General features: G+C 55.5%; 20 protein-coding genes. 10 read left to right on the top strand and 10 right to left on the bottom strand.

Annotation, left to right across the window (positions count from 1 at the left end; genetic code table 11):
- The first annotated feature begins 60 nt into the window (after positions 1-60).
- Together trmH and recG are read left to right on the top strand one after the other, a co-directional pair.
- Positions 61-753, top strand: coding sequence for a tRNA (guanosine(18)-2'-O)-methyltransferase TrmH (gene trmH, locus J5069_RS19015; RefSeq protein ID WP_264645345.1), 693 nt, complete (start codon positions 61-63; stop codon positions 751-753).
- Positions 754-764: 11 nt separating this feature from the next.
- On the top strand, positions 765-2,849 hold the full coding sequence (gene recG, locus J5069_RS19010; protein ID WP_264645344.1) for an ATP-dependent DNA helicase RecG: 2,085 nt from the start codon (positions 765-767) through the stop codon (positions 2,847-2,849).
- Positions 2,850-2,889: 40 nt separating this feature from the next.
- On the opposite strand, the gene J5069_RS19005 is transcribed toward recG, so the two are convergent.
- Positions 2,890-3,201, bottom strand: a complete 312-nt coding sequence (locus tag J5069_RS19005; protein ID WP_264645343.1) for a helix-turn-helix domain-containing protein — start codon at positions 3,199-3,201, stop codon at positions 2,890-2,892.
- The gene (locus J5069_RS19000; protein WP_264645342.1) at positions 3,198-3,539 is read right to left on the bottom strand and encodes a toxin; all 342 of its coding nucleotides are present in this window, start codon (positions 3,537-3,539) and stop codon (positions 3,198-3,200) included. The genes J5069_RS19005 and J5069_RS19000 overlap by 4 nt, the downstream gene beginning before the upstream one ends.
- 289 nt (positions 3,540-3,828) lie before the next feature.
- Here J5069_RS19000 and J5069_RS18995 point away from each other — a divergent pair, with 289 nt between their 5' ends.
- On the top strand, positions 3,829-5,223 hold the full coding sequence (locus J5069_RS18995) for a nucleobase:cation symporter-2 family protein (protein WP_264645341.1): 1,395 nt from the start codon (positions 3,829-3,831) through the stop codon (positions 5,221-5,223).
- A 161-nt stretch (positions 5,224-5,384) separates the two neighbouring features.
- Positions 5,385-7,079, top strand: a complete 1,695-nt coding sequence (locus J5069_RS18990; RefSeq protein ID WP_264645340.1) for an AsmA family protein — start codon at positions 5,385-5,387, stop codon at positions 7,077-7,079.
- Between the two features lie 12 nt (positions 7,080-7,091).
- Here the strand turns inward: J5069_RS18990 and fabY are convergent, their stop codons facing one another.
- The 4 genes from fabY to J5069_RS18970 all read right to left on the bottom strand — a co-directional run bounded on the left by fabY (position 7,092) and on the right by J5069_RS18970 (position 10,371).
- The gene (gene fabY / locus J5069_RS18985; RefSeq protein ID WP_264645339.1) at positions 7,092-8,033 is read right to left on the bottom strand and encodes a fatty acid biosynthesis protein FabY; all 942 of its coding nucleotides are present in this window, start codon (positions 8,031-8,033) and stop codon (positions 7,092-7,094) included.
- A 71-nt stretch (positions 8,034-8,104) separates the two neighbouring features.
- A complete protein-coding gene (gene dtd / locus J5069_RS18980) occupies positions 8,105-8,542 on the bottom strand; it encodes a D-aminoacyl-tRNA deacylase (protein WP_264645338.1) in 438 nt (145 codons plus the stop codon).
- Between the two features lie 68 nt (positions 8,543-8,610).
- The gene (gene yihX / locus J5069_RS18975) at positions 8,611-9,249 is read right to left on the bottom strand and encodes a glucose-1-phosphatase (protein ID WP_264645337.1); all 639 of its coding nucleotides are present in this window, start codon (positions 9,247-9,249) and stop codon (positions 8,611-8,613) included.
- A 198-nt stretch (positions 9,250-9,447) separates the two neighbouring features.
- Positions 9,448-10,371 (bottom strand): LysR family transcriptional regulator, encoded by a 924-nt coding sequence (locus J5069_RS18970; protein WP_264645336.1) that lies wholly within the window; start codon positions 10,369-10,371, stop codon positions 9,448-9,450.
- A 129-nt stretch (positions 10,372-10,500) separates the two neighbouring features.
- On the opposite strand from J5069_RS18970, the gene J5069_RS18965 reads away from it, so the two are divergent.
- Positions 10,501-12,033 carry an MFS transporter gene (locus tag J5069_RS18965; protein ID WP_264645335.1) on the top strand — a complete coding sequence of 511 codons (1,533 nt, stop codon included), beginning with the start codon at positions 10,501-10,503 and terminating at the stop codon, positions 12,031-12,033.
- 117 nt (positions 12,034-12,150) lie between these two features.
- Here the strand turns inward: J5069_RS18965 and typA are convergent, their stop codons facing one another.
- The gene (typA, locus tag J5069_RS18960; RefSeq protein ID WP_264645334.1) at positions 12,151-13,974 is read right to left on the bottom strand and encodes a ribosome-dependent GTPase TypA; all 1,824 of its coding nucleotides are present in this window, start codon (positions 13,972-13,974) and stop codon (positions 12,151-12,153) included.
- Between the two features lie 371 nt (positions 13,975-14,345).
- On the opposite strand from typA, the gene glnA reads away from it, so the two are divergent.
- From glnA to J5069_RS18935, 5 genes are all read left to right on the top strand, one after another.
- Positions 14,346-15,755 carry a glutamate--ammonia ligase gene (gene glnA / locus J5069_RS18955; RefSeq protein WP_264645333.1) on the top strand — a complete coding sequence of 470 codons (1,410 nt, stop codon included), beginning with the start codon at positions 14,346-14,348 and terminating at the stop codon, positions 15,753-15,755.
- 17 nt (positions 15,756-15,772) lie between these two features.
- Positions 15,773-15,943: a hypothetical protein gene (locus J5069_RS18950; protein ID WP_264625994.1), complete on the top strand. Its 171-nt coding sequence runs from the start codon at positions 15,773-15,775 to the stop codon at positions 15,941-15,943.
- 50 nt (positions 15,944-15,993) lie between these two features.
- A complete protein-coding gene (gene glnL, locus J5069_RS18945; RefSeq protein WP_222158693.1) occupies positions 15,994-17,043 on the top strand; it encodes a nitrogen regulation protein NR(II) in 1,050 nt (349 codons plus the stop codon).
- An 8-nt stretch (positions 17,044-17,051) separates the two neighbouring features.
- The gene (gene glnG / locus J5069_RS18940; RefSeq protein ID WP_264625995.1) at positions 17,052-18,464 is read left to right on the top strand and encodes a nitrogen regulation protein NR(I); all 1,413 of its coding nucleotides are present in this window, start codon (positions 17,052-17,054) and stop codon (positions 18,462-18,464) included.
- 291 nt (positions 18,465-18,755) lie between these two features.
- Complete coding sequence (locus tag J5069_RS18935) at positions 18,756-18,878, top strand: YshB family small membrane protein (protein ID WP_264645332.1); 123 nt, start codon at positions 18,756-18,758, stop codon at positions 18,876-18,878.
- A gap of 139 nt (positions 18,879-19,017) precedes the next feature.
- Here J5069_RS18935 and J5069_RS18930 read toward each other — a convergent pair whose 3' ends face one another.
- The 3 genes from J5069_RS18930 to J5069_RS18920 form a co-directional block, all read right to left on the bottom strand.
- A complete protein-coding gene (locus J5069_RS18930) occupies positions 19,018-20,268 on the bottom strand; it encodes a phospholipase D-like domain-containing protein (RefSeq protein ID WP_264627496.1) in 1,251 nt (416 codons plus the stop codon).
- Complete coding sequence (locus tag J5069_RS18925; RefSeq protein ID WP_264627497.1) at positions 20,261-20,905, bottom strand: MotA/TolQ/ExbB proton channel family protein; 645 nt, start codon at positions 20,903-20,905, stop codon at positions 20,261-20,263. The genes J5069_RS18930 and J5069_RS18925 overlap by 8 nt, the downstream gene beginning before the upstream one ends.
- A 110-nt stretch (positions 20,906-21,015) precedes the next feature.
- The gene (locus tag J5069_RS18920; protein WP_264645331.1) at positions 21,016-23,259 is read right to left on the bottom strand and encodes a TonB-dependent receptor; all 2,244 of its coding nucleotides are present in this window, start codon (positions 23,257-23,259) and stop codon (positions 21,016-21,018) included.
- Positions 23,260-23,262 lie beyond the last annotated feature (3 nt).

Raw genomic sequence — 23,262 nt, 5'->3', positions numbered from 1 at the left:
GTGATAGCCCTGACGATCCCGGTCGCACACACGGCACCGGGATAACGCAAGAGACATCGTATGACACCAGAACGCTACGCCCGCATCAAAGAGATGCTGACCAGCCGCCAACCCGATTTGACGGTGTGTATGGAGCAGGTGCACAAACCCCACAACATTTCCGCCGTGATTCGCACCGCCGATGCGGTCGGCGTACACCAAGTCCATGCCGTTTGGCCCACCAGCCGTATGCGTACACTGGTGTCATCGGCGGCAGGCAGCAACAGTTGGGTACAGGTCAAAACGCACCGCACCATTGCCGATGCCGTCTCGCATTTAAAAGCCCAAGGCATGCAGATTCTGGCAACCAACCTTTCCGCCAGGGCAGTGGATTTTCGCGAGGTCGATTACACCCGACCGACCTGCATCCTGCTCGGTCAGGAAAAAACCGGCATCACGCAGGAAGCGCTCGCGCTGGCGGATCAGGACATCATCATTCCGATGACCGGTATGGTGCAATCGCTGAACGTGTCGGTCGCCTCCGCGCTGATCCTTTACGAAGCCCAACGCCAACGTCAAAATGCGGGTATGTACCAACGTGACGTGGCCATGCTTGATGACGATGAGCAACAGCGCTTGCTGTTCGAAGGGGGCTACCCGGTGCTGGCGCGCGTAGCGACGCGCAAAAAACTCCCCCGCCCGCAGATCGACAATCAGGGCCAGGTCATTGCCGACACGGCGTGGTGGGCTGCCATGCAATCCGCCGCCGAATAGCGAGACAATCCATGAAAAGCCACCTGCTGAATAACCAACCGTTGAACACCCTCGCGGGGGTCGGTGCCAGTCAGGCGGCTAAACTCGCGCGCCTCGGGTTGGAAACCGTGCAGGATGTGCTGCTGCACCTGCCGCTGCGTTATGAAGATCGCACCCACCTTTATGCGATTGGCGACCTGCTGCCCGGTATCTATGCCACGGTGGAAGGTGAGGTGTTGCGCAACGATATCGTCTTTGGCCGCAAACGCATGCTGACCTGCCAGATCAGTGACGGTAGCGGCGTGCTGACGATGCGCTTCTTCAACTTCAATGCCGCCATGAAGAACAGCCTGGCGCCAGGCCAGCACGTTATCGCCTACGGTGAAATCAAGCGAGGCAAGAACGGCGCGGAAATCATCCACCCTGAATACCGCGTGCAGGGCGACGCACAGCAACCGGTGGACTTACAGGCCTCTCTGACGCCGGTTTACCCAACCACAGAAGGGGTGCGTCAGGCCACACTGCGCAAATTGACCGATCAGGCGCTGGAGCGTCTGGATGCACAGCCGATAGAAGAGCTGCTGCCGCAGGCGCTAAGCCGCGGCATGATCGGGCTGCCTGAAGCGTTACATACTCTGCATCGTCCCCCGGCGGGCACGCAACTGAGTGAGCTTGAACACGGCAAACACCCGGCACAAGTGCGTTTAATCATGGAAGAGCTGCTGGCGCATCACTTAAGCATGCTGGCGGTACGCGCCGGTGCGCAGCGCCATCGCGCCCTTGCACTGCAAGCACAGGACGAATTAAAAACGCGAATGTTGGCCGCCCTCCCGTTCGCGCTGACTCAGGCGCAAACGCGCGTCATCAACGACATTGAAGCCGACATGGAGAAACCGTTCCCCATGATGCGTCTGGTACAAGGGGATGTCGGCTCGGGAAAAACCCTGGTGGCGGCCATGGCGGCACTGCGCGCCATCGCTAACGGCAAACAGGTGGCGTTAATGGCACCCACCGAGCTGCTGGCGGAACAACACGCCATCAACTTTCGCCAGTGGTTTGAACCCCTTGGCATTGAGGTCGGCTGGTTGGCCGGCAAGCAAAAGGGCAAAGCCCGCGTGGCGCAGCAAGAGGCCATCGCCAATGGTCAGGTCAGTATGATCGTGGGCACGCACGCCATTTTTCAGCAGCAGGTGCAATTTAGTGGGTTAGCGCTGGTGATTATTGATGAACAGCACCGTTTCGGCGTGCATCAACGGTTAGCGCTGTGGGAAAAAGGGGTGGAACAGGGCTTTCATCCTCACCAGTTGATCATGACGGCGACACCTATCCCGCGCACGCTGGCAATGACCGCCTATGCCGATCTCGATACATCGGTCATCGATGAGCTGCCGCCCGGCAGAACGCCGGTGACAACCGTCGCCATTCCCGATTCTCGCCGTGAGGATATTATCACCCGCGTCGATCGCGCCTGCCGGGAAGAAGGGCGACAAGCCTATTGGGTCTGTACGCTGATTGAAGAGTCCGACCTGCTGGAAGCACAAGCCGCTGAAGCCACCTGCGAAGGGCTGAAGGCTGCGCTGCCAGACCTGCGGATTGGGATAGTGCACGGCCGGATGAAAGCGCAAGAGAAGCAGGCGGTGATGCAGGCGTTTAAACAGGGCGAACTGCAACTGCTGGTGGCGACTACGGTGATTGAAGTGGGGGTAGATGTACCTAGCGCCAGCCTGATGATCGTCGAGAACCCAGAGCGGCTGGGCCTGGCACAATTGCACCAGTTGCGCGGTCGCGTCGGACGCGGTGCCATCGCCTCTCACTGCGTGTTGCTCTATAAAACGCCGCTGAGTAAAACCGCACAGCAGCGCTTGCAGGTGATGCGTGACAGCAACGACGGTTTCGTTATTGCGCAACGGGACTTAGAGATCCGCGGTCCCGGCGAATTGCTGGGTACGCGACAAACCGGCAGCGCCGAATTTAAAGTGGCGGATTTACTGCGCGATCAGGCACTGATCCCCGAAGTGCAGCGCGTGGCACGCCATCTTCATGCCCATTATCCCGAACATGCCAAAGCGCTGATTGAACGCTGGTTACCGGAGCGGGTGCGCTATACCAATGCCTAGCGCCCTAGGTGAGATGCGCAAAAAGGGAAGTAAACTTCCCTTAAAGGGCCGCAAGCGTCTGTAACGTATCAGGGTTTTTCTCAACCATACGGATCAACAGCACAGCCTGCGCATTGGGTCTGGCTCTGCCCTGCTCCCAGTTCTGGTAGGTTGACTCACCCGTGTGCAGATATTGAGCAAAAACGGCCTGAGAGAGGTTCAGTTTTTCCCGCACACGCTTTAGCTCAGCCGGTGCAATCGTCAATGGTTGACGAATAATCTTGTGTGTTCTCAGCGTGATTTTTCCTTGACGATGTAACGCCATCGCCTCCAAACCACCCATTAATTCGTCATACAGATTGCGCTGTGTCATTTGTCAGTCCTCTTTTTAATCTGCTCAAGTACCCTGGACAGCATCTCAAGCTGAGGCTTGGTGAGATCACTCATCTCGTCTTTATCAAACAAGGTAAACAGGTAGAACACGCCTTCGTCACTCCACCAGTAATAAACCACCCTAAGCCCACCGCGTTTTCCCTTGTTTCTGCGTTCATCTTTAAATCTGATTTTCCGCAGACCACCAGTGTGTTTGAGCACATCACCGCATAGTGGGTCTTCCAACAACATCATCTGAAGTTGGTGAAACTGCTCATCGGTCAGATATTCTGCACGATACTTTTCAAAAACAGGCAGTTCGACAAAAATGGCTTCCATAGCGAATTATCGTCCTTAAGTTAAGGATACTTTATCCTCACATCAAGCGTAGTTCAATATGGTAATTTGTATAATTTCTCACCAACCTGACAGAGAGAGAAATGCAGCGTTGCGCGTTACCTCGATAAAAAAATCGATGTTTTTTCACACATTGATAACGCGGTATTCAAAAAATCCCCGCCGTCAGCAGGCATGACAAAAGATTGTTTTATAATCGTTCCGCAAACGATTGCTTTTGCAAAGCAGATCATTAAAATGCCCTCTTTGCCGTTTCAGGACGCCCTTGATTATGACTACCACCACCACGGAACTGCCCCAAACGGAGACGCCAACTGCTGCGCCCCGTAACAGTGAATTGATTTATCGTCTGGAAGACAGACCGCCGTTAGCGCAAACGTTGTTTGCCGCCAGTCAGCATCTTCTGGCCATGTTTGTGGCGGTGATTACGCCAGCGTTGTTGATCTGCCAGGCACTCGGTTTGCCCGCGCAGGATACCCAGCACATCATCAGCATGTCGCTGTTCGCTTCTGGCCTGGCGTCCGTTCTGCAAATCAAAACCTGGGGTCCGGTGGGATCGGGTTTGCTTTCTATTCAAGGCACCAGCTTTAACTTTGTTACCCCGTTAATCATGGGCGGTCTGGCACTGAAAAATGGCGGTGCCGATGTGCCCACCATGATGGCCGCACTGTTCGGTACACTGATGGTGGCGTCTTTCACTGAAATCATCCTTTCCCGCTTCCTGCATCTCGCGCGCCGCATCATTACGCCGCTGGTCTCCGGCGTGGTGGTGATGATTATCGGCCTGTCGCTGATTCAGGTGGGATTAACATCGATCGGTGGCGGCTTTGCTGCCATGAACGATCACACCTTCGGCGCGCCCAAGAATCTGGCGCTGGCCGCTATCGTCCTGCTGGTCATCATCCTGCTGAACCGCCAGCGCAACCCCTACCTGCGCGTGGCCTCACTGGTGATTGCCATGGCGGTCGGGTATTTTGCCGCCTGGGCAATGGGTATGTTGCCGCAAGACACCTCCAGTACGCACACCGCGGCGATCATGATCCCGACACCGCTCTATTACGGCCTCGGCTTTGACTGGAACCTGCTGATCCCGTTGATGCTGGTGTTTATGGTGACCTCACTGGAAACTATCGGTGATATCACCGCCACCTCCGACGTTTCCGAGCAGCCGGTTAGCGGCCCGCTTTACATGAAACGCCTGAAAGGCGGCGTGTTGGCGAACGGCATGAACTCCTGCCTGTCCGCCATCTTTAACACCTTCCCGAACTCCTGCTTCGGCCAAAACAACGGCGTGATCCAGCTTACCGGCGTTGCCAGCCGCTACGTGGGTTTTGTCGTCTCACTGATGCTGATTGTGCTGGGACTGTTCCCTGCTGTCAGCGGCTTTGTGCAGCACATCCCTGAACCGGTACTGGGCGGCGCAACTATTGTGATGTTCGGCACCATTGCGGCCTCTGGCGTGCGCATTGTTTCGCGCGAGCCGCTAAACCGCCGCGCCATCATGATCATTGCACTGTCGCTGGCTGTCGGCCTGGGCGTATCGCAGCAGCCGCTGATTCTGCAATTCGCACCGGATTGGCTGAAAACCCTGCTTTCCTCCGGCATTGCCGCAGGGGGTATCACCGCGATTGTTCTGAATCTTGTCTTCCCGCACGAAGAAAAATAAAACCAGGCAGAGGCAATAGCGTCCAACTTGGGTATGATAAAACGGCCAGTGTGGAAACACTGGCCGTTTTTTATTGTCTGTAACCACGGTTAAGTATTGAGACGCAGGAAGAATTGCGGCATAACACAAGTACTCACGATGACAAGGCATGGACTGATACGATGAAATTTCTCGGGAAACTACTGCTCACCTTGCTGTTGCTAGTCCTGTTGGCACTGGTCATCGTTTACGTTGTGTTGCAAACCCACTGGGCCGCAAACCGCATCACCTCATGGGTAAATGACAATACCGACTACCAGCTCACTCTGGGTAAAATCGAGCATAGCTGGTCAGAAGCCGACCATATCGTGTTCAGCGATGTCACCTTTGGCGTCAAAGGGCAGCCGTTGACCCTGGCGGCACGTAAAATGTCCTTTGGTTTAAGCGCACGTCAGCTGACAGAACCGAGCCACTTTGCCAGCCTGGAACTGGAAGGCGGTACCTTGAATCTGCTGCCTGGCAGCAGCATTGCCGTTCCGTTTATGGCCGATGTGCTGCAATTGCGCACCATGGCGCTGCAATCGCAAGACGGCGATTGGTCGCTGAACGGGCAGCAAATCAACGGTGGCATCACTCCCTGGCAGCCAGAACAGGGGCATCTGCTCGGCACACAAGGCAATTTTCAACTCAGCGCGCGCTCGCTGCGCCTCAATGATGTCCCCGCCAGCCAGGTGCTGATTCAGGGTGAAATCAGCAACAACCAGCTCAGGCTAACCAATTTTGGCGCAGACGTTGCGGGCGGCCAGTTAACCGGTAACGCCCGACGCGCAGAAGATGGCAGTTGGCAGGTGGATAGCCTGCGCCTGAGCAATGTGCGTTTACAAACCACCAAATCGCTGGAAGATTTCTGGCAGCCGGTGGCTGAACTGCCTTCGGTGGCGGTTTCCCGCTTCGATATGGTAGATGCCCGCATTGAAGGGCCCGGCTGGGCGTTTAGCGATCTCGACGTCACGCTGCAAAATATCACCTTCCGCCAGCATAGCTGGGAAAGCGACAACGGTACGCTGTCGTTTAATGCCAGCGATATCGTCAACGGTGGCATGCACCTGATTGATCCTATTGTTAACCTTGCCGTTTCGCCGCAAGGGGTAGCCATCAAACAGTTTACCACCCGCTGGGAAGGCGGCTTGATGCGCACCGACGGCATGTGGACGCGCAATAACCACCGTTTGACGTTGAATGAGGTCGTGGTCGCGGGGATGGAATACACCCTGCCCACGGACTGGCGTGAACGCTGGCAGAAGACATTGCCGGAGTGGCTGAGCGACGTTGAGGTGAAGAAGTTCCGCGCCAACCGTAACCTGCTCATCGATATCAACCCGGATTTCCCGTTCCAGCTCACCGCGCTGGATGGCTATGGCAATAACCTGTTGCTGGCGCGTCAGCACCAGTGGGGCGTCTGGCAGGGCACGCTGAACCTGAATGCCAGCGATGCTACCTTTAACAAGCTCGATGTGCGCCGTCCTTCACTCGCGCTAAACGCGGGCGATGCGCAAATTGCCATTACCGAGCTGAGTGCGTTTACGCAACGTGGCCTGCTCGAGGCACAAGCTACTATTGAGCAGCAGCCTGGTCGTGCGTTCACGCTGTCATTAAACGGGCGTTCGGTGCCGATGGATACCCTGACACACTGGGGCTGGCACCCCTCTGAGACACTGCCCAGTGCCGACAGCAATTTGCAACTGCGCTTAACGGGAAATCTGGCCGCCAACACGCCGCTGAAACCGACGCTGAACGGCCTGTTACAAGGGACCACCAGCGATGGCACTGGCGTAAGGCAGCAGATTCAACACGGTGAAGTGAGCACCGCGCACTAATGACCGTGGCGGCTACCCCGCTTCCGAGCCGCCTTTTTCCAAGGGATCGGCAGGCTGCGCGGGTAGCACGATATACACCCCTTCAAACACCGCGCCGGATTTATCATCGCCAAACAGCTCGACGTTCAGTTGCACGCGCGCTTTGAGCCCGCGCGCCAGACGCGTGAGGTTGCCGCTCAGCGAGCCAAGATCGGCCACCGCGCTGGGGCGGCCGGTAATCGGCGAACTGTAACGAATATGCGCATCGGCCAGAATAATGGTGCCCCCCAGATGCCGTTCACGCAGCAATAGCCAAATCAGCCCCCATCCGGTCAGGGTCGCCAATGAAAACAGGCTACCGGCAAACAGCGTATGGTGCGGATTCTGGTTACCCGTTTCCGGCATGGTGGTGATAAATTTCTGCCCGGTATATTGGTTGATTCGCACGCCCATTTTCTCACTGAGGGGGATATGGTCGTACCAGGCTTGCTGCAACTGCGCGCACCAGTCAGGGCGATGCAGGATATCATCCAGAGAAGCAATGGGTTTGGTCATCAGATAATGACGCACCGGGGTCGTTTGCGGTGCGCTGATCTCCCCTTGCAGGGAAAAACCCAGCGTGGTGAAGAACTCAACCGCATCCTCACGCGCGCTGCATACCACGCGCTTGACGCCTTCCTGACGCGCGACGGATTCCAACGTCATCGCCACCAGCGTGCCCAGCCCTTTGCATCGCACACTGGGATGCACCGCCATAAAGCGAATAGCGGCTTCATTATCGGCATTAATGGAGAGACGACCGATCGCCACCAACCGCCCATGCTCGTCCACCACGGTCTGATGGTGCGCCAGCGCGTCATAGGCATCGCGCTCTGAACCTAACGGCTGATGCAATGGCTTACGCAGCATCTCCCAACGGAATTGGTAGTAGGCATCCATCTCTTCAGCGGTTTCAGGCACTCTCAGGTGATACATTCCCTCCCCCTCCTTCCGATTGGCTGTACTGCGCATCGGTGACAATGGGTGCGCGGACGCGCACGACATTGTCACACCTGAAGCCAGAAAGTGACTGGCCCGTCGTTAACCAAGGCAACCTGCATATCGGCCGCAAAGCGGCCGGTCTCCGTGTGGGTGCCACGTTCACGGCACTGGGCGGCAAAAAACTGATACAGCCGGTCCGCCTCGGCAGGTTCAGCACCTCGGGAAAAACTGGGGCGCATACCTTTTTGCGTATCCGCCGCCAGCGTGAACTGCGATACCACCAACACGCTGCCCCCGGTTTGCTGCACGTTGAGGTTCATCTTGCCCTGCTCATCGCTGAAAATGCGATAGCCAAGCACGCGCTCACACAGCCGTGCCGCCTTACGTTCATCATCCCCTTGCTCGACGCCTAGCAGCACCAGCAATCCGCCTGCAATTTCCCCAACAATGGCATTGTCCACCGTCACACTGGCGCGGGTAACACGCTGAATTAACGCAATCATAAACGACAACTACTCCTGGACCGCTGTTCTTTTAATCGATTTATTATCAAAAATGCCAACCGTTTTTATCACAGCTTATCCGCGTTAGCGACGGTATTGTGTGCAGGGGGAACGGGGTGTTCGGCAAAAAACTGCGGCACCGTGTCGCGATCGGTCACCAAAATACTGTGGATCCCCAACGCCTGCGCGGCAGCAATATTCTGCTCGTTATCATCGAAGAAGACCGTTTGCGCTGGAGTTGCCTGCTCCTGGGTCAGCACATACTGATAAATTCTCGCCTCAGGCTTACGCATCCCGATATCCTGCGACAGATACAGGCTATCGGCGGCCTCGGCCACTTCAGGGAACAGGGCGGGCCAATGTGCACAGTGCAGGCGATTGGTGTTGGACAAAATAACGGCACGATGCCCTTGCTGGCGCAGTTGCTTCATTACATCCAGCACTTCAGGGCGCAGCGCGACAAAAATGGCCTGCCAGCCCGCAGTAAACTGCTCGTAGCTCAGCAGCATGCCCATTTCTTGACTCAGTCGGGCACCAAAGTCTTCATCACTGATCTCACCCCGTTCGTGCAATTCAAAGGCTTCATCCATGGTAAAGCGCTCTTTCAGCGTGGCGAGTGGCACACCGCTCAGCTTACTCCACACGCCCAACACGCGGTTGAAATCGATATCAATGACAACGTTACCCAAATCAAAGATATAAAGCATTTCGCCCTCCAGACGTCATGGTTGTTTTTTCACTGTAGCGGGAAACATGACGGCTGAATAGGGAGGAACATAACTAAAACGTATACGAAATACTCACGGCTAGCAGTAAGAGGATAGCGATGACCAAACAAAAACGGCAACCCCGTCGAACAAAAAGGCCGCCTGCATGGCGCTATTGAACAGGCCTGAGGAGGCCCGTTAGTCAGTAACGTCCTGATGCAGCCATGGCCTTGTAGCCAGCGCCTGGGTAATCCAACTGCCGAACGCCCGCGTTTTGGCTGGAACCAGTCGCGCAGAGGGATGCACCAGATAGATAGCCTCGTCGTTTTCCACTGGACAGTCGGGTAGTACAGGCACCAGCCGACCGCTGCACAGTTCCGGTCCCGCCAACCAGTCGGACACCATCGCGATGCCTAAACCAGAGACGGCAGCCTGCACAAGACTACTTGCGTCATCCGTGACCAGCGGCCCGGCTATCCGCACCGTCGTCATTTTATCGCCATCACGCAGCGTCCAAAGGGGATGTGAGGCCAGACGAGAGAACCCCAGGCAGGCGTGTTGAGCAAGATCAACCGGCCGAGCAGGCACACCGTGCAGGTGCAAATAGGCCGGTGATGCACAGAGCATACGCCGCGAAGGTGCCAACCTGCGAGCCACCAATCGGCTATCAGCCAAGGTTCCGATGCGAATAGCCGCATCAAAGGACTCCGCCACCAGGTCGACATAGCGGTCTTCCAACGCGGTTTCTACGAAAAGATCGGGATAGGTGGCGAGGAACGCCGGAAGAATGGGCGCAATCCACATCCGACCAAAGGAGGCGGGCAAGGCGATGCGCAGCGTGCCGCGCACACCCACCGCCGCCGCTGCCGTGTCCTGCTCGATATCCAGCATAACGTGCAGAGCGCCGCGCATGCGTTGGTAAAAACGCTCACCGGCTTCCGTTAATGCCAGTCGCCGCGTAGTGCGTTCCATAAGACGCACACCCAGGCGCTTTTCCAATGCAGTCACGCGCCGCGAGAGGATGGAGCCATCTCGCCCCAATGCCTGACTCGCCGCAGTGAAACCGCCATGCTCGACGGCAGCAAGAAAGGCCGTAATCTGCTCAAACTCCGTGCCGTTCATATATGCATTTTTTGCAGAGGTAATGTTCAATCACATCATATTATCAGATAAAAACGAATCAATTAAGCTGTGAGGAAATCATTACGTCCTCAGCCAGATACACCGACGGGAGGACACATTGGAGCAGGAATGAGCAAAACACCAATACCGGCAGCAACCGGCGACCGCTACAAGGTACTGGCGGCGATCTGCGTCTGTGCCACTATCATCCCGCTGGTATTCACGGGTCCGGCAATTTCAATTCCCGCGGTTGGCCGCGACTTGGGCGGGGATCAATCTAGCTTGAGTTGGATCGTGAATGCCTACGCCATCGCATTTGGCAGTTGCGTGATGGCGGCGGGTGCCATCGGCGACCAAATCGGCCGCAAACGTTGCTTCATGGCAGGGATTTGGATATTCATCACAATGTCGCTGCTGATCGGCTTGACCCCAAATCTGCTACTGCTCAATCTGATGCGCGCCGCCGAAGGCGTTGGCGGGGCCTTGGTACTCACCTCAGCCACCTCGCTACTGGCGCAGGAGTTTGAGGGAGCAGAGCGCACACGGGCTTTCAGCTTCCTCGGGACAGCATTCGGTGTTGGTCTTGCATTCGGACCAATGGCCTCAGGGTTTATGATAGAACGGTTGGGCTGGCGCTCGCTCTATTTTGCCATCGCACTGATCGCAGCCTTGGTTCTGATGCTGGGGACGCGGCGGATCAGGGAGTCTCGTGACCCAGAGGCAAAAGGCATTGATTGGCCTGGCACGGTGCTGTTCACTGCGGCATTGGTGTCGCTGACGTTCAGCATCGCCCGCGGGCCGCAAGACGGCTGGGCGAGCCTGCGCGTACTGTCGCTATTGGGCAGCACCCTTTTCCTGCTAGGCGCGTTTGTTGTCGTGGAGCGTCGGCGTCAACATCCCATGCTGGACCTCTTCTTGTTTCGCTACCCGCGCTTCATCGGCGTCCAGTTGTTGCCCGTGGCGACCGGTTTCAGTTTTATCGCGCTGATCGTCTACGTGCCTATTTGGTTCATTACCGTCCAAGGGCGCGATGCATTTACGGCAGGCCTGGCTATCGTGCCGCTGACAGCGCCGATGCTGGTAGTACCGCTGCTGGCAGGGCGGGCGGCCCAGTACGTATCACCCGGTTTGCTGTCGGGCATTGGTTTTCTCATCTCCGCGCTCGGTACCTGGCTGTTGACACGCTTGTCTCCGGACGGGGGATTATGGTCAATGGCGCTCCCCATGCTGCTGGTTGGCATCGGCAACGGACTGCCCTGGGGCTTGATGGATGCCTTGTCGGTCAGTGTCGTTCCCAAAGCACGTGCAGGGATGGCTGCCGGTATCTTTACCACCATGCGCGTCGCCGGAGAAGCCATCGCCATTACCGCCATCGGAGCCATGTTGGTGAGTTTGACGGCAGCGAATCTGCACGCAGTGGCCGAGGTTGAGTCACTGATATTACCGAAAAACGCCACCGCGATGGCAAATCAAATGGGGGCTAGCGCCGGACACGATAGTTTTTCCACTACGGATAGCATTAGGGACGGAATCATTATCGAGCTGGCAAATAATGCCTACACATCGGCTTTCCACAGCATCTTTGTGGTACTAGCGGTGCTCTCGGCACTCACGGCTGTGGTATGCCTCGCGACGTTACGTGAGCCAGACGTGACGTATTGAGCTTCAATAAGCACATCATCAGGGTCAACACAGGCGAAGGCAGGAAGGAAAAACGCGACAGGAAAAAAGGCAGGGCGCCTGTAAGCGCCCTGGAACGGTTTGGTAAAGAGCGGCGAATTAGCCCTCTTTCGGCCCGCGGTTGGCGCGACGGCGATCGTTTTCGGTCAGGTGACGTTTACGCAGACGGATAGACTGCGGAGTCACTTCAACCAATTCATCGTCATCGATAAATTCCAACGCTTGCTCCAGCGACATTTTCACCGCTGGCACCAGCACGGTGGCTTCATCAGTACCGGAAGCACGCATGTTGGTCAGTTTCTTACCGGTCAGGCAGTTGACCGTCAGGTCATTGGAGCGAGTGTGAATACCGATAACCTGGCCTTCATACACTTCTGCACCGTGACCCAGGAACAACTTACCGCGTTCCTGCAAGCTGAACAGCGCATAGGCTACCGCTTTACCCTGACCGTTAGAGATCAGCACGCCGTTCTGACGCTGGCCGATATCGCCCGGACGCACATCATCGTAGTGGCTAAAGGTGGAGTACAGCAGACCGGTACCGGACGTCATGGTCAAGAAATCCGTACGGAAGCCAATCAAGCCACGGCTCGGGATAATATAATCCAGACGCACACGGCCTTTACCGTCCGGGTTCATATCGCGAAGTTCACCTTTACGCAGACCCAGCGCTTCCATCACGGAACCCTGATGCTGATCTTCGATATCCAGCGTCACCGTTTCGAACGGTTCCTGACGACGACCGTCGATGTCACGGAAGATAACTTTCGGACGAGACACAGCCAGTTCAAAACCTTCACGACGCATGTTTTCGATCAGCACAGACAGGTGCAGTTCGCCACGGCCAGACACACGGAAGGTATCCGGGTCTTCGGTTTCTTCTACACGCAGCGCAACGTTGTGTACCAGCTCTTTCTTCAGACGATCCAGAATCTGACGAGAGGTCACGAACTTGCCTTCTTTTCCGCAGAACGGAGAGGTGTTAACACCGAAAGACATGGTTACGGTCGGCTCATCCACGGACAACGGCGGCAGAGCTTCGACGCTAGCGGTATCACAGATGGTGTCAGAGATGTTCAGTTCACCCAGACCAGTGATAGCGATGATATCGCCCGCTTCCGCCACTTCAGATTCGATACGTTGCAAACCCAAATGGCCCAACACCTGACCCACTTTACCGTTACGGCGTTTACCTTCCGCATCGATAATCGTCACTTGCTGGTTCGGTTTGATACGACCGCGTTTGATACGGCCGATACCGATAACACCCACATAGCTGTTGTAGTCCAGCTGGGAGATTTGCATTTGCAGCGGACCGTCCAGATCGACGCTCGGCGCTTCAACGTGTTTGACGATCGCTTCGAACAGCGGCGTCATGTCTTCCGCCATGTCTTCGTGATCCAAACCGGAGGTACCCATCAACGCAGACGCGTAAACGATAGGGAAGTCCAGTTGTTCATCAGTTGCACCCAAGTTGACGAACAGATCGAACACCTGATCGACGACCCAGTCAGGGCGCGCGCCCGGACGGTCAACTTTGTTGATGACCACAATCGGTTTCAGGCCATAGGCAAAAGCTTTTTGGGTAACGAAACGGGTCTGGGGCATCGGGCCGTCCATTGCGTCTACCAGCAGCAGCACTGAATCGACCATGGACATTACACGCTCCACTTCACCACCGAAATCGGCGTGTCCTGGGGTGTCAACGATATTGATACGGTAATCTCTCCAGTTAATGGCAGTGTTCTTCGCCAGAATGGTGATACCGCGTTCTTTTTCCAGATCGTTGGAATCCATAACGCGCTCGGTGGCGTCATTTCGTTCACCCAATGTTCCAGATTGTTGTAGCAGCTTGTCAACCAGGGTTGTTTTCCCATGGTCAACGTGCGCAATAATAGCAATGTTACGCAAATTCTCGATCACAGCTTTGCCTCAGGCATTTAGAAATAGCGCGCTATTGTACACGGATTAAGCGAGGGACCAAACAAGATCACACTCCTAAGCGATAAACAACCCAGGGGTGCTTGCTTTGTGATCCCTTTCACGGTGCAACGGCGCAGAGAAAGTAAACAAACGCACACAAACAGTGCACTATTTTGGTGATTATGAACCATAATAGTGCAACGAACGCTAATGGTGCAGGCACTGCCTTCAACGAAAGCCTGAAAACAACGCCTCCCAACCACATGTGTAGAGTTGGCATGATTTTAGCTTAAACCCTATTACGGTAACAAACATCATTCCATAACGATATTCGTTCCACGACGATAAATGACAAATCGGGAGATCCAAGTATGTCCGCAGAACATGTTTTGACGATGCTGAACGAACACGACGTTAAATTCGTCGACTTACGCTTTACCGACACCAAGGGTAAAGAGCAGCACGTCACCATTCCAGCTCACCAGGTTAGCGCTGACTTCTTCGAAGAAGGCAAAATGTTCGACGGCTCCTCTATTGGTGGCTGGAAAGGTATCAACGAATCCGACATGGTACTGATGCCTGACGCGAGCACCGCAGTACTGGACCCGTTCTATGAAGACACGACGCTGATCATTCGTTGTGACATTCTGGAACCGAACACCATGCAAGGTTACGATCGCGACCCGCGCTCCATCGCAAAACGCGCTGAAGAGTACCTGCGTTCCACCGGTATCGCGGATACCGTTCTGTTTGGGCCAGAACCTGAATTCTTCCTGTTTGACGACATCCGTTTCGGCAGCAGCATCTCCGGCTCTCACGTTGCTATCGATGATATCGAAGGCGCATGGAACTCCGGCACCAAATACGAAGGCGGCAACAAAGGCCACCGTCCGGCAGTGAAAGGCGGCTACTTCCCGGTTCCGCCGGTTGACTCCGCTCAGGATATCCGCTCCCAGATGTGTCAGGTAATGGAGCAAATGGGCCTGGTCGTTGAAGCTCACCACCACGAAGTGGCGACTGCTGGTCAGAACGAAGTGGCAACCCGCTTCAACACCATGACCAAAAAAGCGGACGAAATTCAGATCTACAAATACGTTGTTCACAACGTAGCGCACGCTTACGGCAAAACCGCCACCTTTATGCCGAAACCGATGTTCGGTGACAACGGCTCTGGCATGCACTGCCACATGTCCCTGTCCAAAGGCGGCACCAACAAATTCTCCGGCGACAAATACGCTGGCCTGTCTGAAGAAGCACTGTTCTACATCGGCGGTGTCATCAAACATGCTAAAGCGATCAACGCCCTGTCTAACCCGACCACCAACTCTTATAAGCGTCTGGTCCCGGGTTATGAAGCTCCGGTAATGCTGGCGTACTCCGCACGTAACCGTTCTGCTTCTATCCGTATCCCGTTCGTTTCCAGCCCGAAAGCAGCACGTATCGAAGTGCGCTTCCCGGACCCGGCGGCTAACCCGTACCTGTGCTTTGCCGCACTGCTGATGGCCGGTCTGGATGGTATCAAGAACAAGATCCACCCTGGCGATGCCATGGACAAAAACCTGTACGATCTGCCGCCGGAAGAAGCGAATGAAATCCCACAGGTTGCAGGCTCTCTGGAAGAAGCACTGAACGCGCTGGACGCTGACCGTGCATTCCTGACGGCAGGCGGCGTGTTCACTGACGACGCTATCGATGCTTACATCGGTCTGCGCCGTGAAGAGAACGATCGCGTTCGCATGACGCCGCACCCGGTTGAGTTCGAACTGTACTACAGCGTTTAATCAACGACTGCGTACCTATGATTTACCTCGGCGTGGTGGGCGTGCTGAACCCTGCCATGACCGAGCATCAACAGAATTATAAGAAGTTTGTTTTTGTTGCCGTGGAAACTTTTCAGCCCATCTTCGGATGGGCTTTTTTCACCATCGGCCTTATTTCTTTATCATCAATATTGGCCGTTGCGACGTAACATCCATCATCTACACTACAATGCACCGCGAGGGTGCAGGAGTCTGCGTTATGGCAACAGGCACGCTGCCCGATGCTGGGCAGATCCTCAATTCTTTGATCAATAGTATTTTATTGCTGGATAACGATCTGGCAATCCACTATTCCAATCCGGCTGCCCAGCAGTTGCTGGCGCAAAGTTCACGTAAATTGGCGGGAACACCGTTGCCGGATCTGCTCAGCTATTTTTCGCTAAATATTGAGCTGATGCGCGAAAGCCTCAACGCGGGTCAAGGATTTACGGATAACGAAGTGACTATCGTTGTCGATGGCAGAGCACACATCATGTCGCTCACCGCACAACGCATTCAACACAGTTTTATCCTGTTGGAGATGGCGCCGATGGACAACCAGCGCCGCCTCAGCCAGGAACAATTACAACACTCTCAGCAGCAGGCAGCACGTGATTTGGTGCGCGGCCTGGCGCATGAAATCAAGAATCCGCTCGGCGGATTGCGCGGCGCAGCACAACTGTTGGCCAAAGCGCTGCCCGACCCGGCGCTGACAGAATACACCAAAGTGATCATTGAGCAGGCCGATCGCCTGCGCAATCTGGTGGACCGGTTATTAGGGCCGCAGCAGCCGGGTTTACACGTCACACAAAGCATTCATCAGGTGGTTGAGCGCGTCTGCAAGTTGGTCTCGTTGGAAAAACCCGACAACGTGACGCTGGTGAAAGATTACGATCCCAGCCTGCCAGAGCTGACCCATGACCCAGACCAGATTGAGCAAGTGCTGTTGAACATTACCCGCAATGCGCTACAGGCGCTGGGTAAAGAAGGCGGCACCATCACGCTGCGCACGCGCACCGCTTTTCAACTCACGCTGCACGGCGTGCGTTATCGCCTGGCGGCGCGTATTGATATCGAAGACGATGGCCCAGGCGTACCCGCTCAGCTGCAAGACACGCTGTTTTACCCGATGGTAAGCGGTCGCGAAGGGGGCACCGGGCTGGGATTATCTATCGCGCGCAGCCTGATCGATCAGCATTCGGGAAAAATTGAATTTAACAGTTGGCCAGGCCATACCGAATTCTCGGTTTACCTGCCCATTCGCCAGTGAGGTTCACGATGCAACGAGGGATAGTCTGGATTGTCGATGACGATAGCTCCATCCGTTGGGTGCTGGAGCGCGCGCTCACTGGGGCGGGGTTAACCTGTGCCACCTTTGATAACGGAAATCAGGCGCTGCACGCGCTGGCAACCCAAACGCCGGATGTGCTGCTGTCCGATATCCGCATGCCGGGTATGGACGGTCTGGCGCTGCTGCAACAGATCAAACAGCGTCATCCGATGCTGCCGGTGATTATTATGACCGCGCACTCCGATCTGGATGCGGCAGTAAGCGCTTACCAACAGGGCGCATTTGATTATCTGCCCAAGCCGTTCGATATCGACGAGGCCGTCGCCTTGGTTGAACGTGCGATCAGCCACTATCTTGAACAGCAGCAGCCGGTCCGCGCGCAACCGCTCAATGGCCCCACCACCGATATCATTGGTGAAGCGCCTGCCATGCAGGATGTGTTCCGCATTATTGGCAGACTCTCCCGCTCATCCATTAGCGTGCTGATCAACGGGGAATCAGGAACCGGTAAAGAACTGGTGGCACATGCGCTGCATCGCCACAGTCCGCGCGCCAAAGCACCGTTTATCGCTTTGAATATGGCGGCCATCCCCAAGGATCTGATCGAATCAGAGCTGTTTGGTCACGAAAAAGGGGCATTTACCGGCGCGAACCAGATTCGCCAGGGACGCTTTGAGCAGGCCGATGGCGGCACCCTGTTTCTGGATGAAATCGGCGATATGCCGCTGGATGTGCAAACGCGGCTGTTGCGCGTATTGGCTGACGGGCAGTTCTACCGCGTCGGTGGCTATGCGGCGGTGAAAGTAGATGTGCGTATCATCGCTGCTACCCACCAGAACCTGGAACTGCGCGTTCAGGAAGGTAAATTTCGCGAAGACCTGTTTCACCGCCTCAATGTAATTCGCGTCCATCTACCTCCACTGCGTGAACGTCGCGAAGATATCCCGCGGCTGGCACGCTACTTCTTGCAGGCAACGGCCAAAGAGCTGGGCGTGGAGCCGAAAAATCTGCATCCTGAAACGGAAACCGCACTGACGCGCCTGCCCTGGCCGGGTAACGTGCGTCAGTTGGAGAACACCTGCCGCTGGCTGACCGTCATGGCCGCCGGGCAAGAGGTGCTGATTCAGGATCTGCCGCCAGAGCTGTTTGAAACCACGGCCCCCGATGCCACGGTGCACATGCTGCCGGACAGTTGGGCAACCCTGCTGGCGCAATGGGCCGATCGGGCACTGCGTTCCGGTCATCAAAACCTGCTCTCCGAAGCGCAGCCAGAGATGGAAAGAACGCTGCTCACCACCGCGTTACGCCATACGCAAGGTCATAAGCAAGAGGCCGCTCGCCTGTTGGGATGGGGACGTAACACCCTGACGCGCAAGCTCAAAGAGCTGGGAATGGAATAACCGCAACACGTATTACCGACGGCCATCAGCAGCATGATGGCCGTGAACCTTCCCCACGCTAGCCCATCCCGCCAAGGTGGGAATCGCCGACAGATGACGCGCATTTCACCAGAATGGTTTCCCCCAGCTAACACCGATAACAATGACAAGCGTGACGCTCACGCTCCGTTTACCGTGCCCTCACCAGTATCGCCAGGAATTACAAGCCAGCGCACAAAATTGTCGATATTTTGCTCTTTACATAAAACAAGCCGGCAGTATGATCGTGTCGCTGATTCAGGAGAAAGTACCATGCTAGATTCACTTATTTCTGCGACGACGCACGGCGCAGAGCTTGGCGCAGCGGCGAGTCACTCACCGCAAACTGCCATTGCTGCGATTCTGTGCGCTGCATTGATCAATTTCTTTATTTAGGCCTGACCGACACGCCATCGGGCTGATGTCCTATATCACAATAACATCCCCCATCATCTCGATGATGACGTTGTTTGAATATAAAAAGTGTTAACCTGAAAACGCCCCGCTAACCTCGGGGCGTTTTTTTTGCCTTGACTCAATGTGCCCCACCGGGACGTGGGGCTGGATAATCCTTATCCAGTTGAACCGGTTGCGCGTACTCACTGTTCCACAACTGGGCGTACAACCCATCAATACGCGCGGCCATCGCCGGACTTTGCATCACAATCTCCAGATTGCGCGAGTTATCAAGATAACCACCGCTCCAGTTGCTGGTGCCGACCCAGGCTTTTTGCTGATCAATGGTCATGACCTTGCTGTGAATCACGCGGGCAAAGGGGATGAAGCCGCTGTTTGCCTCAGGCAACGTCACGATTTTCACCTCAACGTTTGGCAGCACAGCCAAACTTTTAAGATAAGCAATGTTCGGCTTTTTGGTGCTCCAGTTCGCCACCATTAACTCCACCTTCACCCCACGTGCCGCCGCGCTGCGTAACGCATTATCCATCACCGCATAGTAAGGACGAGTACGGTTCGGGCCGTATGACAGTGGCGCGTAGTCCATCACCTGGATGCGCACGCGGGTTTTCGCTTGCGCCAGTAAGCGTGGTAATTCCGCTTCAGAATCCAGCACGCCCGGTGGGTTGAACGCTTTGGGGCTGGCAACCAGATAGTTATCCGGGCGCGAATCATCCTGCTCGGCCGCTTGCATCACGGGTTTGACGGCGATGCCTTGCGCCAGTGCTTCCTGCGCCTGCCAATCCTGCTCAAATACCGCATTGAGCTGTTTAACCACATTGGGATCGTCGATAAGCAGCCCGGTTTCGTGAATATGCTCAAGCGAACGCCAGTCAAAATTTTGGCTGCCAACGTAGGCGCGTTTGCCATCCACCAGCAGGTATTTCGCATGCAGGATCCCGCCGGTCAGCTTACCGTAAGGAATAACCCGCAGTTCCAGATTGGGAATGGCTTTCAACTGCGCCAGGGTTTCTGGCGTTGAAAGAGCGATGCCCTTCTCTTCCAGCAGAAAGCGAATACGCACACCGCGCTCCCCTGCACTGCGCAGATGCTGCAACACCGAATCCAGCCGCGAGCCGCGCTGATTGGCAACGTAGAACTCCCCCAACGACAGGCTATGCTGCGCGTCATCAAACAGCGCACGCCAAACGGCATCCGGTGCACGCAGATCCGGGGCCTGTAGCGCGGTCTCTACCGGCGCGGTATACACCAACTCATAACCGGGAATGCTAAAATCCGCCAGCGCCGAGGGGGTAAAAAAACACAGCCCGAGCCCAACACACGCAGCCCAACGCCGCCCTGCGCGTTTGATAGCCCACGCGCTACGCATAGCGCTTTACCCCATTTTCCTGCACCGCCGCAGGCTTGACGGTCTGGCGGGTATGTGGCAATCCGGCCCGCAGCAACAGCACTTTCAGCGCATCATTAATGTGCTCCATGCGGCTTTGCAGGAAGTTGTTTCCCAACAAGCACACCAGCGCGATAGCAATCCCCAACCCCGTGGCATACAGCGCCGTCCCCATCCCGGCGGAGACCTGGCTTGGATCAGAAATCCCGGCAGCCGAGAGCGCCTTAAAGGTTTCAATAATCCCCATAATGGTGCCCAGCAGACCCAGCAGCGGCGCTGCCGTCACAATGGTTTCCAGCAACCACAGCCCGCGCGTCATGTGTGGTTTGCTTTGCAGATATTGGGTATCGATCAGATCGTTGAGCTCATCACGGTCGCGATTTGCCGCCTGCGGCAGCAGCGGTGCAATCAGCGTGGCTGGCAGACTGCTGCGCTGGCTGAGCTCAGCGGGAAGATCGTGAAGATGGCGAATATCGGCGGTCAGCGCGCGGAGCAAACGCGTGGTCTGACGGCGCGTATAGGCAAAGAACAGCCCACGCTCAATGATGATGATCAGTGCCGCCACCAGCGAGGCATACATCGCGTAGAAAATAATATCGTGCAGATCGTTTGCGTTCATAACGGGTGTTGTTTTCCTTCGGTGCGTGTCACGCCCTGGCAAGCGCGTGACGGTGATAAGCCATTCCCCTGCGGATAAATTCCGTCAGGGGATATCAGGTTTGCGAGCAATTAGAAGGTGGCGTCCAGCGACACGCTAAAGGTGCGCTCTTCACCCACGTTGTAATAAGGCGTGCTGGCACGAACGCCGTTGTGCCCCGCGGCGTTGAAGACCACGGTGCGTGCGGAATCCAGATATTCCTTATCAAACACGTTGTTAACGTTGAAACGCAGCGTTGCGCTTTTGATGATCTTTTTGTCTACCGGCAAGTGAATGCCGGCATTGAGATCGACCACGGTACGCCCGCCAATTTTCTCATCGTTGGTCATATCACCGTAAAATGCACCGGTATAACGGCCATTGATGCCTGCGTAGTAGCGACTGTCGTCATAACCCACGCCCAGATTGAGCATGTTCTTCGGCGTATTGGCGGAACGTTTGCCGGTGGTTGGCAGCATGGAACCGTTGGTCGAGATATCGTCCCGCTGCTTGGAATCGGTATAGGTGTAAGAGGCAAAATAATTGAAGTTATGCGGCAGTTTTCCACTCAGTTCCGTCTCGATACCTTTGTTCTCTACTTTACCGGCGTTGATCATCTCGTATTCGCCATCAACGTTGCGGCTGGAGATCTGACGATCGGTAAACGCAATGTAGAACAAAGAGGTGCTCAACATCACGTCTTGCCCCTGGAAGCGCCAACCCAGTTCGTGGTTCCAGCTCAATTCAGGTTTGGTGTTGATGGAATCACCCAGGTTGTAGAGCACGTAGTTAGGCGGCGTGCGCATATTGCGCGTCAGGCTGTAAAACACCTGATTCTCGGGGTTAATTTTGTACGCAGCACTGAAGCTCGGCAGGAACTCTTTATAGGTGCGCGCCTTTTTCTCTTCCACCGAACTCAAGCTACCCAGATCGTGCCCGTCGCGTTTCACGTGCTGCCAGGCCAGGCCGCCAGCGAGCGTCCAGTCAGGGGAGACAAACCAGGTATCCTGCAACCAGAACTTGTGCACCGGTGTCACGGTGAACTGGTTACGCCCCTGGATCACTTTGCCATTGGCATCTTTCACCAAATGCGAGCCGTTAGGTTTGCCGGAAAGATCGGCCGGGTTACCGTCAGCGTTAATGCCGATATAAGGCTGCGTCTGACGTTGGCGTGCGCGTTCAAACCAGTAACCAATATCCAGACTGTGTTGGTCATTGAGATCCCATTTCAGGGTGTTGGTGATGCCCGGACGCCAGGTTTCCGTCCAGGAAGGTCGATAGTAGGTATTGCTGCTCAGGTTACTCAGATCGTAACTGCCCGATTTATCGCTGGTGGTGGAAGAAAGCGTAGAGGCCGACTGACCGCTGAAACTGCCGCCGTTGCCCCAGTAGTAATAGGGTTGCAGCGTCAGCGACAGGTTATCGCGCAGTTGCAGTTTCTGCGTGAAGGTAAGATTCAGGCTTTCGAACGGGTTACGGTTAATCTTGTAGTAACGTGAGAGCTGGCCGCGGCTGTTATATTCCGGCGTCGTCGGGTAATCGACGTAACGCCCTTGGTTCAGGAAAGTGCTTTTGCTCAGCGTGTTGTAGTTATTCATATCCTGCTTGTTGTACTTAACCAGCAGGTTGCTGCTGTTACCGTTGTCATCTTCATACAGGCCGTTCCATTCCAGCTTGTTAGAACGGGTGGCCCCTTTGCCACGCCACTTATCGGCATCGGTATACGAGTAGGATAACCAACTGCTGAAGCCGTCGTGCAGCCCGGTTTCCAAACGAATCAGTGATTTGCTCAGGTTGTTGCTGCCAAAGGTCTGTTCGATAAATCCGCCAAACTCTTTCGCGGGACGTTTCGTGACCAGACCGATATTGCCGCCGCTGGAGCCGATGTGCGGACCGTTCATTTCTGAAGAACCCTGGGTCACAAAAATCTGCTCAAGGTTTGCCGCATCGCCCAGCTGGTTGGCATACACGCTATAGCTGCCCGAATCGTTCATCGGGATGCCATCAATCGAAAGGCCGATCTGGTCGTTGCTCATGCCGCGCATGGTGTAATCGATACCGCTCAGGCCGGTAGAGTCATTACTGCTGACATTCAGGCCAGCGGTGTATTTCAGCTTATCGATGGCGTTACCGGTGGCGGGCATCTTATCCATCGCTTCTTTGGTTACTGTCGAGCGCGATTTCGCACTCTCTTCCTGAATCATCATCCCCTCGCCCAACGGCGCGCCTTTAACCTGAATGGCGCCGATGTCTGTTGCATCGTTTGCCAGCACGGTTCCCGACCATAACGCGGCCGCGACAGAGAGAGATATCCTTGAAACTGTGAATAATTTCATTGT

Source organism: Candidatus Symbiopectobacterium sp. NZEC127 (assembly GCF_025962675.1).
Lineage (GTDB): Bacteria > Pseudomonadota > Gammaproteobacteria > Enterobacterales > Enterobacteriaceae > Symbiopectobacterium.
The sequence above is the reverse complement of the archived record's forward strand: the minus strand, read 5'-3'. Positions and strand labels throughout refer to the sequence as shown.

Excerpts from the sequence above, each read along its gene's own strand:
- J5069_RS18935 (WP_264645332.1), top strand. The coding sequence starts at position 18,756 with ATGCTAGATTCACTTATTTCTGCGACGACGCACGGCGCAGAGCTTGGC.
- glnA (WP_264645333.1), top strand. The coding sequence starts at position 14,346 with ATGTCCGCAGAACATGTTTTGACGATGCTGAACGAACACGACGTTAAA.
- J5069_RS19005 (WP_264645343.1), bottom strand. The coding sequence starts at position 3,201 with ATGACACAGCGCAATCTGTATGACGAATTAATGGGTGGTTTGGAGGCG.
- recG (WP_264645344.1), top strand. The coding sequence starts at position 765 with ATGAAAAGCCACCTGCTGAATAACCAACCGTTGAACACCCTCGCGGGG.
- glnG (WP_264625995.1), top strand. The coding sequence starts at position 17,052 with ATGCAACGAGGGATAGTCTGGATTGTCGATGACGATAGCTCCATCCGT.
- J5069_RS18970 (WP_264645336.1), bottom strand. The coding sequence starts at position 10,371 with ATGAACGGCACGGAGTTTGAGCAGATTACGGCCTTTCTTGCTGCCGTC.
- dtd (WP_264645338.1), bottom strand. The coding sequence starts at position 8,542 with ATGATTGCGTTAATTCAGCGTGTTACCCGCGCCAGTGTGACGGTGGAC.
- yihX (WP_264645337.1), bottom strand. The coding sequence starts at position 9,249 with ATGCTTTATATCTTTGATTTGGGTAACGTTGTCATTGATATCGATTTC.
- J5069_RS18925 (WP_264627497.1), bottom strand. The coding sequence starts at position 20,905 with ATGAACGCAAACGATCTGCACGATATTATTTTCTACGCGATGTATGCC.
- J5069_RS18950 (WP_264625994.1), top strand. The coding sequence starts at position 15,773 with ATGATTTACCTCGGCGTGGTGGGCGTGCTGAACCCTGCCATGACCGAG.
- J5069_RS18990 (WP_264645340.1), top strand. The coding sequence starts at position 5,385 with ATGAAATTTCTCGGGAAACTACTGCTCACCTTGCTGTTGCTAGTCCTG.
- J5069_RS18920 (WP_264645331.1), bottom strand. The coding sequence starts at position 23,259 with ATGAAATTATTCACAGTTTCAAGGATATCTCTCTCTGTCGCGGCCGCG.
- J5069_RS19000 (WP_264645342.1), bottom strand. The coding sequence starts at position 3,539 with ATGGAAGCCATTTTTGTCGAACTGCCTGTTTTTGAAAAGTATCGTGCA.
- trmH (WP_264645345.1), top strand. The coding sequence starts at position 61 with ATGACACCAGAACGCTACGCCCGCATCAAAGAGATGCTGACCAGCCGC.
- fabY (WP_264645339.1), bottom strand. The coding sequence starts at position 8,033 with ATGTATCACCTGAGAGTGCCTGAAACCGCTGAAGAGATGGATGCCTAC.
- J5069_RS18995 (WP_264645341.1), top strand. The coding sequence starts at position 3,829 with ATGACTACCACCACCACGGAACTGCCCCAAACGGAGACGCCAACTGCT.
- glnL (WP_222158693.1), top strand. The coding sequence starts at position 15,994 with ATGGCAACAGGCACGCTGCCCGATGCTGGGCAGATCCTCAATTCTTTG.
- J5069_RS18930 (WP_264627496.1), bottom strand. The coding sequence starts at position 20,268 with ATGCGTAGCGCGTGGGCTATCAAACGCGCAGGGCGGCGTTGGGCTGCG.
- J5069_RS18965 (WP_264645335.1), top strand. The coding sequence starts at position 10,501 with ATGAGCAAAACACCAATACCGGCAGCAACCGGCGACCGCTACAAGGTA.